General features: G+C 72.1%; 12 protein-coding genes and 1 rRNA gene. 5 read left to right on the top strand and 8 right to left on the bottom strand.

What is annotated here, in order from left to right; all coding sequences use genetic code 11:
• Positions 1 to 3: 3 nt before the first annotated feature.
• Positions 4 to 1,632, bottom strand: coding sequence for an ABC-F family ATP-binding cassette domain-containing protein (locus AB0I91_RS24030; protein WP_498784239.1), 1,629 nt, complete (start codon positions 1,630 to 1,632; stop codon positions 4 to 6).
• A gap of 143 nt (positions 1,633 to 1,775) precedes the next feature.
• Here AB0I91_RS24030 and AB0I91_RS24035 point away from each other — a divergent pair, with 143 nt between their 5' ends.
• Positions 1,776 to 2,549: an SDR family oxidoreductase gene (locus AB0I91_RS24035; RefSeq protein WP_498784241.1), complete on the top strand. Its 774-nt coding sequence runs from the start codon at positions 1,776 to 1,778 to the stop codon at positions 2,547 to 2,549.
• A gap of 128 nt (positions 2,550 to 2,677) precedes the next feature.
• Positions 2,678 to 3,025, top strand: coding sequence for a hypothetical protein (locus AB0I91_RS24040; RefSeq protein ID WP_498784243.1), 348 nt, complete (start codon positions 2,678 to 2,680; stop codon positions 3,023 to 3,025).
• Positions 3,026 to 3,136: 111 nt separating this feature from the next.
• Here the strand turns inward: AB0I91_RS24040 and AB0I91_RS24045 are convergent, their stop codons facing one another.
• Genes AB0I91_RS24045 through AB0I91_RS24060 form a run of 4 tightly spaced genes read right to left on the bottom strand, consistent with a single transcriptional unit; the run spans position 3,137 to position 5,417 of the window.
• On the bottom strand, positions 3,137 to 3,652 hold the full coding sequence (locus AB0I91_RS24045) for a SigE family RNA polymerase sigma factor (RefSeq protein WP_498784245.1): 516 nt from the start codon (positions 3,650 to 3,652) through the stop codon (positions 3,137 to 3,139).
• Positions 3,653 to 3,656: 4 nt separating this feature from the next.
• The gene (locus AB0I91_RS24050; RefSeq protein ID WP_498784246.1) at positions 3,657 to 4,067 is read right to left on the bottom strand and encodes a hypothetical protein; all 411 of its coding nucleotides are present in this window, start codon (positions 4,065 to 4,067) and stop codon (positions 3,657 to 3,659) included.
• A 50-nt stretch (positions 4,068 to 4,117) separates the two neighbouring features.
• Positions 4,118 to 4,828, bottom strand: coding sequence for an acVLRF1 family peptidyl-tRNA hydrolase (locus AB0I91_RS24055; protein WP_498784248.1), 711 nt, complete (start codon positions 4,826 to 4,828; stop codon positions 4,118 to 4,120).
• A gap of 13 nt (positions 4,829 to 4,841) precedes the next feature.
• Positions 4,842 to 5,417, bottom strand: a complete 576-nt coding sequence (locus AB0I91_RS24060) for a hypothetical protein (protein ID WP_499638893.1) — start codon at positions 5,415 to 5,417, stop codon at positions 4,842 to 4,844.
• Between the two features lie 308 nt (positions 5,418 to 5,725).
• Between AB0I91_RS24060 and AB0I91_RS24065 the strand changes: the two genes are divergently transcribed.
• The gene (locus AB0I91_RS24065; protein ID WP_077005242.1) at positions 5,726 to 6,703 is read left to right on the top strand and encodes a helix-turn-helix domain-containing protein; all 978 of its coding nucleotides are present in this window, start codon (positions 5,726 to 5,728) and stop codon (positions 6,701 to 6,703) included.
• A gap of 61 nt (positions 6,704 to 6,764) precedes the next feature.
• Here AB0I91_RS24065 and AB0I91_RS24070 read toward each other — a convergent pair whose 3' ends face one another.
• Both AB0I91_RS24070 and AB0I91_RS24075 read right to left on the bottom strand, forming a co-directional pair.
• Positions 6,765 to 9,554, bottom strand: a complete 2,790-nt coding sequence (locus tag AB0I91_RS24070; protein WP_499638895.1) for a S8 family serine peptidase — start codon at positions 9,552 to 9,554, stop codon at positions 6,765 to 6,767.
• Between the two features lie 144 nt (positions 9,555 to 9,698).
• Positions 9,699 to 11,267 carry a deoxyguanosinetriphosphate triphosphohydrolase family protein gene (locus AB0I91_RS24075; RefSeq protein ID WP_498784254.1) on the bottom strand — a complete coding sequence of 523 codons (1,569 nt, stop codon included), beginning with the start codon at positions 11,265 to 11,267 and terminating at the stop codon, positions 9,699 to 9,701.
• Between the two features lie 93 nt (positions 11,268 to 11,360).
• Between AB0I91_RS24075 and AB0I91_RS24080 the strand changes: the two genes are divergently transcribed.
• Both AB0I91_RS24080 and AB0I91_RS24085 read left to right on the top strand, forming a co-directional pair.
• The gene (locus AB0I91_RS24080; RefSeq protein WP_498784256.1) at positions 11,361 to 11,675 is read left to right on the top strand and encodes a hypothetical protein; all 315 of its coding nucleotides are present in this window, start codon (positions 11,361 to 11,363) and stop codon (positions 11,673 to 11,675) included.
• 1 nt (position 11,676) lies between these two features.
• Positions 11,677 to 13,272, top strand: coding sequence for a WXG100-like domain-containing protein (locus AB0I91_RS24085; protein WP_499613825.1), 1,596 nt, complete (start codon positions 11,677 to 11,679; stop codon positions 13,270 to 13,272).
• A 49-nt stretch (positions 13,273 to 13,321) separates the two neighbouring features.
• On the opposite strand, the gene rrf is transcribed toward AB0I91_RS24085, so the two are convergent.
• Positions 13,322 to 13,415 (bottom strand): 5S ribosomal RNA (rrf, locus tag AB0I91_RS24090); the annotation flags it as partial.

Raw genomic sequence — 13,415 nt, forward strand, 5'->3', positions numbered from 1 at the left:
GCCTCAGGCCAACTGCACGAGCTCCAGGTACTCCTGGGACCAGTGGTCCTCGGTGCCGTCGGGCAGCAGGATCACCCGCTCGGGCTCAAGCGCCTCCACCGCGCCCGGGTCGTGCGTGACGAGGACGACCGCCCCCTCGTACCGCCGCAACGCGTCGAGCACCTGCTCGCGGCTGGCCGGGTCGAGGTTGTTCGTCGGCTCGTCGAGCAGCAGCACGTTCGCCGCGCTCGACACCAGGCCGGCCAGCGCCAACCGGGTCTTCTCGCCGCCCGACAGGGTGCCGGCGGGCTGGTCGAGCTGCTCACCGCTGAACAGGAACGTGCCCAGCAGCGAGCGCAGCTGCTGCTCCGGCGTGTCCGGCGCGGCGTGGCGGATGTTCTGCCACACCGTGGCCTCGTGGTCGAGCGTCTCGTGCTCCTGGGCGAAGTACCCGAGCTTGAGGCCGTGACCGGCGATCACCTCGCCGCTGTCCGGGCGTTCCATGGAGCCGATCAGCCGCAGCAACGTGGTCTTGCCGGCGCCGTTCAGCCCGAGGATGACCACGCGTGATCCGCGGTCGATGGCCAGGTCGACGCCGCTGAAGACCTCCAGCGAGCCGTACGACTTGCTCAAACCCTCCGCGGTCAACGGCGTCCGGCCGCACGTGGCGGGCTGCGGGAAGCGGATCTTCGCGACCTTGTCCGCCTGGCGGGTGTCGTCCAGGCCGGACAGCAGCTTCTCGGCGCGGCGGGCCATGTTCTGCGCGGCGACCGCCTTGGTGGCCTTCGCGCGCATCTTGTCGGCCTGCGCCATGAGCGCGCCGGCCTTCTTCTCCGCGTTGGCGCGCTCGCGCCGGCGGCGCTTCTCGTCGGCGGCGCGCGCTTCGAGGTACTTCTTCCAGCCCATGTTGTAGATGTCGACCTCGCCGCGCGTCGCGTCGAGGAACCACACCTTGTTGACCACGTCGTCGAGCAGCTCGACGTCGTGGCTGATCACGACCAGGCCGCCCTCGTGCGACTTGAGGAACCCGCGCAGCCACGCGATCGAGTCGGCGTCGAGGTGGTTCGTCGGCTCGTCGATGAGCAGGATCGTGCTGGACTTCGCGCCGACACCGCCCTCGGAGGCGGCGAACAGGATGCGGGCCAGCTCGACGCGGCGGCGCTGACCGCCGGACAGCGTGCGCAGCGGCTGGGCGAGCACGCGGTCGGCCAGGCCGAGGTTGGCGCAGATGCGGGCGGCTTCGCTCTCGGCCGCGTACCCGCCGAGGGCGGCGAACCGCTCTTCGAGGCGGCCGTACTTGCGCACGGCGGCCTGCAGCTCGGCGTCGTCGACCAGCTCGGCCATCGTGGACTGCATCTTCTCCAGGTCGCGGAGCAGCTGGTCCAGGCCCCGTGCGGACAGCACGCGGTCCTTGGCGATGACCGACAGGTCGCCCTCGCGCGGGTCCTGCGGCAGGTAGCCGAGCTCGCCGCTGCGGCGGATGTCGCCCGCGTACGGCTGGCCCTCGCCCGCGAGGACGCGCAGCGACGTGGTCTTGCCCGCGCCGTTGCGGCCGACGAGGCCGATGCGGTCGCCGGCCTGGACGCGGAGGGTGGCGTCGGACAGCAGGATGCGCGAGCCCGCGCGCAACTCGAGATCGGTTGCGGTGATCAAGTTCTACTCCGGGTGTGTGGTCATGCGAGGTCAACGGCGCGGCCGGCGCGGGACCTACTCGATGAGGATGACCACGAGCCCCAGTCTACGGGGTGGGCGCCACTGGATTAGCAGTGTGTGTCCACCGGCATACATTGCGCGGTATGACTTCGGACTTCACGGGCAGGGCGGCCCTGGTCACGGGCGCCAGTCGGGGTATCGGGCACGGCATCGCGCTGGAGCTGCTGTCGCGCGGCGCGTCGGTGGCGATCACGTCGCGCAAGGCGGAGGCGGTCACGGCGGCGGCCGAGTCGCTGGCGGTCACGGCCGGCGTTTCACCTGATCGTGTGCTTGCGGTGCCGGGCAACGCGGGCAACGCCGACGACCGGGCGCAGGCCGTCGAGTCGACCCTGGAGCGGTTCGGGCGGCTGGACGTGCTCGTGAACAACACCGGCATCAACCCCGTGTTCGGCGCTCTGATGGACGCCGACCTCGACGCGGTGCGGAAGATCTTCGACGTCAACGTGGTCGCCGCGCTCGGGTTCGTGCAGCTGGCGTGGAAGGCGTGGATGAGCGAGCACGGCGGCGCGGTGGTGAACGTCGCGTCGGTGGGAGGGATCCGGTCGACCGGGGTGATCGGGGCGTACGGGGCGAGCAAGGCGGCGCTGATCCGGTTGACGGAGGAGCTGGCGTGGCAGCTCGGGCCGAAGGTGCGGGTGAACGCGGTCGCGCCGGCGGTGGTGAAGACCCGGTTCGCCGAGGCCCTGTACACGGGACGGGAGGAGGAGGCGGCGGGCGGATACCCGATGAAGCGGCTCGGGACGCCGGAGGACGTGGCGCGGCTGGTCGCGTTCCTGGCTTCGGACGCCGCCGAGTGGATCACCGGGGAGACCGTGCGCGTGGACGGCGGGCTGCTCGCCACGGGAACGTTGGCGTAGGTCGGCCTCGCGGCGGGGCGACGGCGGGGCTCCTCACGGACGAGTCCCGCCGCTGGTGCCAGTGCGTGGCGAGGGCGGGCCGCACGTTGCGGGCGGTGCCGGCAGGTCGTGGGGCCGGTGGTCAGCGGGTGGTGGTTCGCAGGGGTTCGGTGCCGGTGGACTGGGCGGTGGTGCCGGGGCTCGTGGTCCTCACGGTCGTGGTGGTCGTCGTCGAGGTGGAACTGGGGCTGGTCGTGGTCCCGGTGCGGCCGGGTCTGGTCGTGGTGGTGGGGGTCGTGGACGCCGGGATCTCCGCCGACGACGAGACGCCGGGGTCCGTGGTCGTGGGAGAAGGGCTGGACTGGGTCGAACTGCTCGTGGTGGGGATCGGCGGGCCCGCCGGGCTGTTGTCGTCCTGCCTCGGGGGCTGGTTCAGGGCGAAGGCGACCACCACCGCGACCACGGCGGTGCCGGTGCCGGTCGCGGCCACGGCGTAGGTGCGCCGGCGGCGTTTGACGGCGGCGCCGCGGTGGACGATGTCCACGGCCCCGAACGTGCGTGGCTGCGGCTTGATGTTCAGTTGTTCGAACGTCTTCTTCAGCTCGTCCTCAAGCACCGCGCGACACCTCCTGCCACAACTCGCCGAACTCCGGTCCCAGCCTCTGCCGCAACGCCTTGAGGCCGCGGCTCGTGTTGCTCTTCACCGTGCCCACGGAGCAACCGAGGGCCGCGGCCGTCTCCTCCACCCCCAGGTCGTGCCAGTACCGCAGCACGAGCGTCGCCCGCTGCTTCGCGGGCACGGCGCCCAACGCCTGCCACACCACCAGCCGGTCCTCGCTCAGCACCCCGGGCTCGGGCACCTCCGGCATCGCGTCGGTGAGCTTCTCCCGTTTCCACCGCACGCGGCGGCGCTCGGCCAGGAACGTGCGCACCACGATCTGCCGGAGGTAGCCGTCGAGCCCGTCACGCCGCACCAGCTTCGGCCCGGCCAGGTAGAGCTTGAGGAACGCGGACTGCACCACGTCTTCGGCCTCGTGGTGGTTGCCGCACAACAAGAACGCGGTGAAGCGCATCGAGTCGGCACACCGGTCGAAGTAGTGGGTGAACTCCGCGTCCCAGCTCACGCCGTCAGCGCCTCGTGGTGACGGTCGTGGTCGGCAGCGGCGGCCTGGTGGTCGTGGTCGTCGCCGGGAACGACGCGCCCGGCGACGTGGTCACCGTGGTCGTGGTCGCCGGCGGCTGGGACGAGGTCGGCTCCGGGCGCAGGGTGGTCGTCGTCGGCCACGGCCCGGGGCTGGTGCTGATCGGCGGCTCGGTGACCGTCGACTGCGGCGTGGTCTCGATCGGCGCGGTGGTCGGCGGCGAGGTGGCGATCGGCGACGTGGTGATCGGCGACGTGGTGACCGAGGTGACGGGAGGCGTGGTCGTGGTCGACGCGGGCGCTTCGTCGCCACCGCCGGACGCCAGCGCGGTCCCGGCCACGGCGATGCCGCCGAGCACGACGGCCCCGGCCGCCAGCGCGAGTCGTTTGCGCAGCAAGACTGCTCCTCGGGTTCGCGGGGCCACCGCGGTTCGGCGCCCCCTCACCCTTATGAATGCGGTCGGGTGCGGCGGGGGTTGTCACGAGTTCCGGGAGTTTCCCGGACGACGATCTCCACCGCCCGGGCCCGGACGGCGGCCTCGTCCAGCACCGCCCGCCGAGGCTCCGGCACATCCAACACGCGCGGCGACGCCAACGCGAACACGTCGCTCAGCCGTGGGTCACCCCGCAGGGCGTCCAACGCCTGACGGTCACCACCGAGCACGACCGCGTCCAGCTCACCGAGCCGTGGCGCCAACACCCTCGCCGCGTCGTCCGCCGCCGCCTGGAGCGCGACCCGCGCCTGCCCCTCCCGACGCCGCGCGAACCGCTGCTGCGACCACCCGCCCGCCTTGTTGCGCCCGTGCACCTGACGACTGTCCGTGGTCGACACCAGCACGACGCCGTCCTGCGCCACGCCGATGCTGTGCCCGCCGAGCCGCACCAGCAGCAGCCCGATCCGGCGCGGCGCGAGCGCGTACGCCAGCAACGCGTCCAGCACCAGACCTTCAGCCTCACCTTGAGGGGTGAATTCACCGAACGCGGCCGACACCGAGGCCGTGGCCCCGTCCACCGCCGTGACCAGGCAACGACCAGGCGTCACCGACGTCGAGACCACCCCGCCGTGCCGCGCGGCGAACCGCGAGAACCACCCGTCCAGGCGTTCGGGCGGCACCTCGACCGCCCGGCCGCCGCCGGAGACCGGGCGGACCTTGGTCACGGCGGCGCGGCGTTCATGCCGGCGCGACCGCGACCCAGACCGGCAGCGGGTGCCCGCACTCGGCGGGCGAGAGCCGCTGCACGGCGCCGAACCCGGCGTCGGTCAGCGAGGCGGAGATCTGCTCGGGCGACAGCACGCGGTGCCGGGTCGACACGGTGTTCGCGACCTCCCACGTCTCCGCGCCGCGCACCAGCCGCACGACCTCCAAGGCGTAGGACTCGCCGTCGGCCGCCCAGTCCCACAGCTGCACGGTCACCTGCCGCTCCGGACCGCGCCCGGACACCTTCGGCGGCGGCGCGGTGGGCCGGAGCCGGCCGAGTTTGTCCAGCTCGGGGACGGCGGCGACGAACAGGCCGCCGGGCCGCAGCGCCTGGCGGGCGAGCAGCAGCGCCTGGTCGAGCGCGTTCTCGTGCGCCAACCGGGGCAGCAGGTCGTCGCCCGCGCGGACCACGTCGACGGGCGGCCCACCGCGGTGGCGCACGACGTCGAGCAGGTCGAGCACCACGTGGTGGCCGTCGCCGAGCACGGCGGCGGCGACCTCCGTCAACGGGTCCTCCGGCAGGGGCACGAGGTCCTGGGCGGCGGTCACCGGGCACACAGTAGGCCCAACGGATCAACGACCGCCAACGGCAGGTGGCCGGTGGGGCGACTCCGCGCGCGGTCGCATACCAGTACCGAAGGGGCCGGTGCCAGGACCCCGAAGCCGCCGTTGCACAATGTTACCGGTGGGTTTACAAAGGGGAGAGCACGGATGTTCACCACTTGACAGAACGATGCCCATCCCAGTGAACTCGTAACCCGTATGGCCCAATCAATGACTCCACCTGGAAGGCACCAACGCCCTGCGTTGGCGGGTAGGGTCACTGGGGCGTGATCTCATGACAGCGGGGAGTCACAATGACCAACGCTGCCGGTCGACCCAACCTGTCCGTCGACGAACTCGACTCGACGGGCCACGGCAGTCTTGCGCAGCTTCTCACCACGGGACCGTTCCCCGAGGCGCTGAGAGCCGCGATCAAAGCCAGCAGGCTGAGTCTCGACCGCATCCAGCACCGGCTCGCGCTGCGCGGGGTCACGATCAGTGTCGCCACGCTGAGTTACTGGCAGTCCGGCCGGCGCCGACCCGAGCGACCCGAGTCGCTGGAGGCGCTGCGCCACCTGGAGACCGTGCTCGGCGTGCCGCAGGCCGGCCTGTCGGCGCTGCTCGGCCCGCCGCGCCCGCGCGGCAGGCGGTCCCGACCGACGACGATGATGCCGATCGACGCGCTGTGGGCGCGGCGTGAGCGGGTGGCGAACCTGCTCACGAAGGTGGACACGTCGTCGGACGTGAAGCTGGGCCGGATCAGCCAGCACGACCGGATCGAGATCGCCGCGGACGGCGGTCAGCGCTCGGTGTGGGTGCGCCAGATCCTGCGCGCGGAGCAGGACGGCCCGGACCGGTGGGCGCTGGTGTTCGAGACCGAGCAGGCCAACGTGCTGCCGCAGGTGGTGAACCTGCGCAACTGCCACCTCGGCCGCGTGGTCGAGGACACCGAGGCCAACATCATGGCCGCGGAGATGATGTTCGACCGACCCCTGACCAGGGGCGAGACCATCATCATGGAGTACGAGCTGCTGTTCGCCGAGGGTCACTACCCGGCGGGCAACAACACGTTCGCCCGCAAGTTCCGGCTGCCGGTGCGCGAGTACGTGATCGAGGTGCGGTTCGACCAGTCGAACCTGCCCGCCCGCTGCCAGCAGTTCAGCGTGCCCGCGGGCGACGACACCCCGTCCCGGCGGCGCAACCTGGCCCTGGACGCGGCGGGTGGCGTGCACGCCGTGGCGCTCGGTTTCGGGCCCGGCGTGTTCGGCATCCGCTGGGAGTGGCCGAAGTAACACGTGAACAAAAGGGCCCCGGGAGCGTGCTCCCGGGGCCCTTCTCACACTCGGGCGAACCCTAGACGTAACCGTTGATCTTCAGCGAGACCGAGCGGATCGAGCCGCGGTCGGACGAGGCGCCGTCCACGACCTTGAACGTCCACGTGCCGTCCACCGGCTCGGCCAGCAGCGCGCCCAGCGGGGTGATGGGCCGCCACGTGCCGGTGAACGGCGCCAACGCGCTGGTCACCGACGAGAACGGCTGCGCCGCGGTGTCGTCGAACACGACCTGGCACAGGTTGTTGCCGGTCGCGCCGTTGCGCTGGAACACCGTGGCCGTCGCGCCCGACGGCGAGGTCAGCGTGCCGACCAGGTCGCCGACGAACGAGTGGTCGATGCCGACCGTGGTCGCGCCCGTCGTCGCGCTGCACGTGTCGCCGTCCACGGAGAACACGATCCGGGAGCCGCGGCCGATGCCGCTGACCGGGATCTCCACCGCGACGCCGGTGGCGTCGTTGTCCGGGATGGCCACGACCGGCCCGGCGTAGGCGAACGTCTTCGTGTCGCGGGACGGCTCGCCGACGTTGAGCGTGAACGTGCCCGTGGTCGGCGAGGTGGAGCCCGCGAACGTCACCCGGGCGTCCAGCCGCACGGCCGAGCCGACGCCCATCGACGCGGGCACGGTCACCTTGAACGTGTTGGTGACCGTCTGGCCGACCTCGATGTTCCCGTAGGACTTCGACCGAGGCGCGATCGTCACGCCCGCGGTGGGCGTGGTGAGCACGAGGCTGGTCGACGCGGCCGTGCCGTCACCGGAGTTGACCACCGGCACGGTGACCGTGGCCGTGGTGCCCGGCTTGAGGTACTGGCTGCCGTCGTCGTCGTTGACCACGGACGGCTTCGCCGCCTTCGCCAGCGGCTGCGGCGAGGCGCCGGTGTAGGCCAGCACCAGGTCGGCGCGCACGACGCCCGCGCCGGTCCGGTTGTCCACGCCCGCTTCGACGATGTCGATCGCGGTGGCGGTCATCGCCTCCCGCACCTCGGCGGGCGACAGGCCGGGGTTGCCGGACAGCACCAGGCCCGCGATGCCGGCCGCGTTCGGCGCGGACGCCGACGTGCCGAAGAACGGGTTGAAGCCGCTCACGCTGGTCTGCACGCCGTCCGCCGCGGTCAGGTCGGGCTTCTGCCTGACCTCCTCGCGCGGGGTGCCGTCGGGCGCGAAGAACACGCGACGCGGACCGTCCGAGGTGAACCGCTCGGGCTTCTGCGTGCCGTCGAACGCGTTCGGGAACGGGCCGCGCGGGTTGGCCGGGTCGCCCGGCTCCAGGTCGAACGGCAGCGGGTCGTTCGCCGGCGCCGCCGCCACGCTGATCGCGCCCTTGGCCGCGGAGTGGCCGCGGGTCACACCCGGCGTGGCGAACTTCTTGAGCCCGTCGGAGGAGTCCTTGAAGCGACCGCCCAGCGCGGTCAGCGCCAGGTACTTGTCCTCACCGCGGAACTTGACCACGGCCAACCGCAGGCCGAACGCGGACGCGGGCGTGTTGAGCCGCTCGTACGGGTCCTGGCTGCCGTCCTGCACGCCCTGGCTGAACGCCACCACGTTGCCCTGCGAGTTCGCCAGGTACAGGTCGTAGTCGTTGAACGACGAGGTCAGCGGGTCGGACCAGAACAGCGTCACGGGCACGTTGGCCGAGCTGTCCGACAGCGGGTTGAACACCTGCTTGGCGTCCGGCGAGGGGTTGAAGTCGTGCGCGGTGCCGGCGAACTTGCCGACGCCGACGCCGGAGTCGACGAACTGGCCCTCCCAGTGGCCCGAGGTGCCGTCGGCGACGTTGCCCTCGTTGCCGGCGGAGGAGAAGAACAGCGCGCCGTCGGCGGTGACCGCGTCCACGGCCTGCGCGATCACGCCGTCCTGGAAGGGCGACTCGTTGAAGTAGAGGATGTCGTCCACGATGACGTCGCAGCCCAGCTGGAAGCGCAGGGCGCGGATGTTGTCGGCGAAGCTCGCGTCGCCGTTGACGGCCGTGGCGAAGCCGAGGCTCGCGTTCGGCGCGATGTCGTGGAGGATCTCCAGCATCGCGGTGCCCTCGTTGCCGGAGCCCTCCTGGCCGGCCAGGACCTCGACGGCGGCGGGCAGCTCGCCGGCGGTCTGCGAGAGCCTCAGCGAGTCGACGCCGTCGGACAGCGCGCACAGCTTCACGCCCGTGCCGGTGACGCGGAAGTCGTCCCGGGCGGTGTCCGCGGCGTGCGCCCGGTCGCCCTCGCCGGTCCGGATCGCCTGCGGCGCGATCAGGGCCTCGCGGGTGCGCGCCTCGATCTCCCTGGCCTTGTCCTCCTTCGAGGGCGCCGGGTCGGCCTTGCGGTCCCGCTGGTTGAAGGTCTTGTACTCCACGGCGGTCTCGACGCGGCGGATGTCGCCGCGGGCGGACAGCTCGGCCAGCGAGCCGAGCGGCAGCTGGGCGCGGACCGTCCTGCCCTCGGTGGAGACCGAGCGGATCGCGCCGCCGGCGGCCTTCACGGCGGCCACCAGGTCGTCGGTGACCTCGAACGCGCGGATGTCCACCACGACGGTGTTTCCGCTGTGGACCTTCACGCCGGTCTGGAGGGCGGGGAGCTTGCTCAACGTGGTGGCGTTCGACCGGCGGCGCTGCTCGACGACGAGCGCGCTGTCCACTTTGGACTCGGCTTCGGTGAGTGACCGCTTGATGTCCTGCAGCGCGGCGATCTGCGCCGCGGTCTTGTCCTCGACGCCCTTGGACGCCTTCGTCGGATCGGCGGAGGCGGGCGACACCGCCCCCAAGGTCAGCAGCACGGCGGCACCCGCCGCGATCAGGGCGTTTCTTCGCAAACGACGTTTCGGTGAGCGCACAGGCGTCTCCCCCAGATCTTGCGTGCCCCCGACGCACGCGGCCTGCGGTCGGATGTCTCCGACCGAGGGGTCAACGTATTGCGCACGGACAAGTACCGTCTGCCACCGTTCGGCCTACTTCTCAGACGGTAGATCCATCACATTTCACAGTACAAAAGCATCTGTCCACAGCTGACCGGTTCGTCCGGACAGTGCGTCGAGCAGCGCCGCGGCCTGGTTGTCGGTGAGCGAGGCGATGAAGTCGACCACCGCGCGGCCACGCGCCAGCGCCCGCACGGCGTCCGGACCGGACGGCGTCTCCCCCGTCGCGCCGACCAGGACGGACGGGTCCGTGCGCGCCAGCGCCGCGTACTCCTCGCCCGCCAGCTCGACCAGGTCGTGCAGCCGGCGCGGCAGCCGGTTCGCCTCGTGCCGGTCGGTGACCCACTGCTCCAACGCCTCGACCAGCGCCGTGAGCAGCCGGGCCTGACCGCGCTGGTGCAGCGCGAGGTCGGGGCGCAGCAGCACGAACCGCCGGTGCACGAACTTCAGCACCTGCACCTCGTGCCACTGCGGCACCGCCAGCACCACGTGCCCCGACCTGGTCGTGGGCTCCTCGACCACGCCGACCGAGTCGACCAGGCGGCGCGTCCAGCGGGCGGAGAACCCGGCCACCGCCTGCTCCGCCTCCACCGAGCCGTCGAACGGGACCGCCAGCAGGCCGTCGACCAGCTCGGCGCGCACCTTGGCCACCGCGTGCGCGAAGGCGTCGTCGTGCACCGCCCACGAGTCCTTGGCGTGCAGGCGGCGGCGCAGCGCCTCCAGCGAACGGCCCGGTCGGCGTTCCTGGGCGGCGAGGTCGGCCGCGGTCAGGCCCGCCAGCTCCACGGCGTGCTCCAGCCAGGTGTTCAGCTCGGTCGAGACGGCGGCGTGCTGGAGCACGCCCACGCGGTGGAAGTCCTCCAGGTCGTGGATGGCGTAGGCGATGTCGTCGGCGGTGTCCATGACCGACGCCTCGACCGTCTGCTGCCACGGCTCCACCCTGGCCGTGTAGAACGCGCGGGACTGCTCGACGTCGTCCAGCTCGGTGACGTAGGCGGAGAACTTGCTCGACCCGGTGCCCGGCCCGTCGGTCGGTTCGGCGGCGCCGCGCGGCGGGGCGGGGAGGTCCCTCGGGTGCGGCTTCGGGTAGGACAGGCGCGTCCACGGGTACTTCAGCATCGCCGCGCGCACCGCCACCGTCAGGTCGAGCCCGACCGCCGCGGGTCCGCGCACGTCGGTCGTCGTGACGATGCGGAACGACTGGGCGTTGCCCTCGAAGCCGTCCGACAACCCGAACCGGTGCCGGGCCAGCCGGTCGAGGACCTGCTCGCCGAGGTGCCCGAACGGCGGGTGCCCCAGGTCGTGCGCCAGCGAGGCGGCCTCCACCACGTCCGGGTCGCAACCGCCGAGCTTGTCCAGCAGGTTGGCGATGTCGGGCCGGGTGTTGAGGCGCTCGGCGATGGCGCGGGCGGCCTGGGCCACCTTCAGGCTGTGCGTGAGGCGGTTGTGCACCAGCAAGCCGGAGCCGGTCGAGCTGACGACCTGCGTGACGCCGCCGAGCCGGGCGAAGAACGGCGAGCTGGCGACGCGGTCGCGGTCGACGCGGAACGGGCTCGTGGCCAGGTCCGCCTGGACGGCGGCGGAGTTCCCGCCGGAGCGGCGCTGCGTTCGGGGGTCGGGCTCATGGTGCATGGTCGAAAAATAGTCGCACCCGCGCGGCACGGCGCGTGACCGGTAGCGGCCAGCGCCCGCCGCGCCCGGACGCGCTGCGCCATCTTGGGCGCCATGGGTGGATTCGCACACATGCAGGTCGACGGCGTGGAACCCGCGCTGCACCGCCTCACCGGCGCCGGCGAGACCCTGGCCGCCACCTGGCGGGACGGGCAGTCCGGGCTGGTCGCGGGCGAGGCGGGCATCGGCGCGGACCCGTTGGGACAGGCGTTCCGCGCCGTCTACGACGCCGACGCGGCCAAGGTGCGCCAGGTCGCGGGCCTCGTGCCGGAGCTGCTGCTGACCGACGGCCGGGTCGGTCACGACGCCGTGGTCGACTACCTCGCCGCCGACGTGCGCTCCAGGGGCGCGTTCCCGGGTGGTGGCTGAGGTGGCCATCCCCGAACCGACCTCCGAGCTGTGGACGCGGGCGAAGGCCATGGGCGCCACCTGGCCCCTGTCGAACGAGGAGACCGCGCACGCGCTGGCCGACAGCTGGCGGCGCACCGGCGCCGAGTACGGCAAGGCCGCCGAGCACAGCCTGAACTCCGTGAACGCCGACTGGCCCGACGAGGCGGGTGCCGTGTTCACCGGCCTGGTCCACCACCACCTCCAGCGAGCCGGCACGACCGCCGCCGACATGGCCGAGCTCGCCCGCCGTGCCGACATCTTCGGCAACGAGGTCGCCACCGCCAAGGACGCCATCGTCAAGCTCCTCGACGCCAACGCCGAGCGGTACGCGGACATCACCGGCATCGGGGAGGACCTCCAGCGCAACGCGTTCGCCCAACAACTCGCGGCCGAGGCCACCAAGCTCGTGAACGACGCCGCCGGACGCATCACCGGAGGCCCGCCGGTCGGCCAGGTCCCCGGCCCGCCGCCGGGCGCGACCCCGCAGGAAGTCCACACCTGGTGGCTGTCCCTGGGCCAGGGCGAGCGCGAGGACGTCGTGCGGAACAACCCCGACCTGGTCCGCAACCTCGACGGCATCCCCGCCGAGGTCCGCGACCAGGCCAACCGCGCCGTGCTCGACCGGGAGATCGCCGCGCTGCGCGCCGAACGGGACCGGCTCGCGGCCCTGCACGACGAACGGCTCCGGATGGCGGACGAGTTCTCCAACAACCCGGGCCTGTGGGAGCAGGAGCGCGAACGCCTCATCCAGCTGGACGAGCAGATCGCCGTGCTGGAGCGCTTCCGGCCGGGCGGCGACCTCGCCGCGGCCGACCCCGAGCACCCCGAGAACCGGTACTACCTGCTCGGCCTCGACACCGCGGACGACGGCAAGATCATCGTGTCCTACGGCAACCCCGACACGGCGCGCAACATCGCGACCTACGTGCCCGGCACCTACGCCGAGCTCGGCCAGGCCGGCGGTGACATCGACCGGGCGAGGCGGCTGGCCCTCGACGCGGGCGAGGGATCCGCCGTCATCGCGTGGGTCGGCTACGACGCGCCCGACAGCATCATCCCCGAGGCCGGGAGGTCGATCTACGCGGACAACGCCGAACTGGCACTCGACCGGTTCCAGGACGGCCTTCGTGCGACGGACACCCAGGACCGGGCGCACCTCACCGTCGTGGGTCACAGCTACGGCACGACGGTCGTCGGCCAGACGGCGCGCGACCACGGCCTCAACGCCGACGACGTGGTGCTGGTGTCGAGCCCCGGCGCGGGCGTCCACCACGTCAGCGAACTCGGGCTCGACGGGGTCGACCCCGCGCACGTGGGCGAGCGCGTGCACGCCACCACGTCCCCGGATGATCCGATCAACTACACGAACCCCGAGATCGCCACGATGCCGGCAACACCCCGGAACCCCGAACCACCGACGTTCGACCCGTTCCACGGCCGCACCCCGGCCGATCCGCGGTTCGGCGCACGGGTCTTCGAATCACCCGCCGGTTGGGACCAACCCCACAGCGCGCCGTTCGAACCGGGCCACCCCGCGGTGGACGAGATCGGCGACATCATCGCCGGAGAACGCTGAAACGCCTCAAGGGGGCGCTCGAGATGAGCGCCCCCTTGAGGGAATGATTGTTCGGCGGCGTCCTACTCTCCCACACCCTCACGAGTGCAGTACCATCGGCGCTGGAAGGCTTAACTACCGGGTTCGGAATGGGACCGGGTGTT

The organism is Actinosynnema sp. NPDC049800 (assembly GCF_040656635.1).
Lineage (GTDB): Bacteria > Actinomycetota > Actinomycetes > Mycobacteriales > Pseudonocardiaceae > Actinosynnema.

Excerpts from the sequence above, each read along its gene's own strand:
- AB0I91_RS24035 (WP_498784241.1), top strand. The coding sequence starts at position 1,776 with ATGACTTCGGACTTCACGGGCAGGGCGGCCCTGGTCACGGGCGCCAGT.
- AB0I91_RS24065 (WP_077005242.1), top strand. The coding sequence starts at position 5,726 with ATGACCAACGCTGCCGGTCGACCCAACCTGTCCGTCGACGAACTCGAC.
- AB0I91_RS24075 (WP_498784254.1), bottom strand. The coding sequence starts at position 11,267 with ATGCACCATGAGCCCGACCCCCGAACGCAGCGCCGCTCCGGCGGGAAC.
- AB0I91_RS24080 (WP_498784256.1), top strand. The coding sequence starts at position 11,361 with ATGGGTGGATTCGCACACATGCAGGTCGACGGCGTGGAACCCGCGCTG.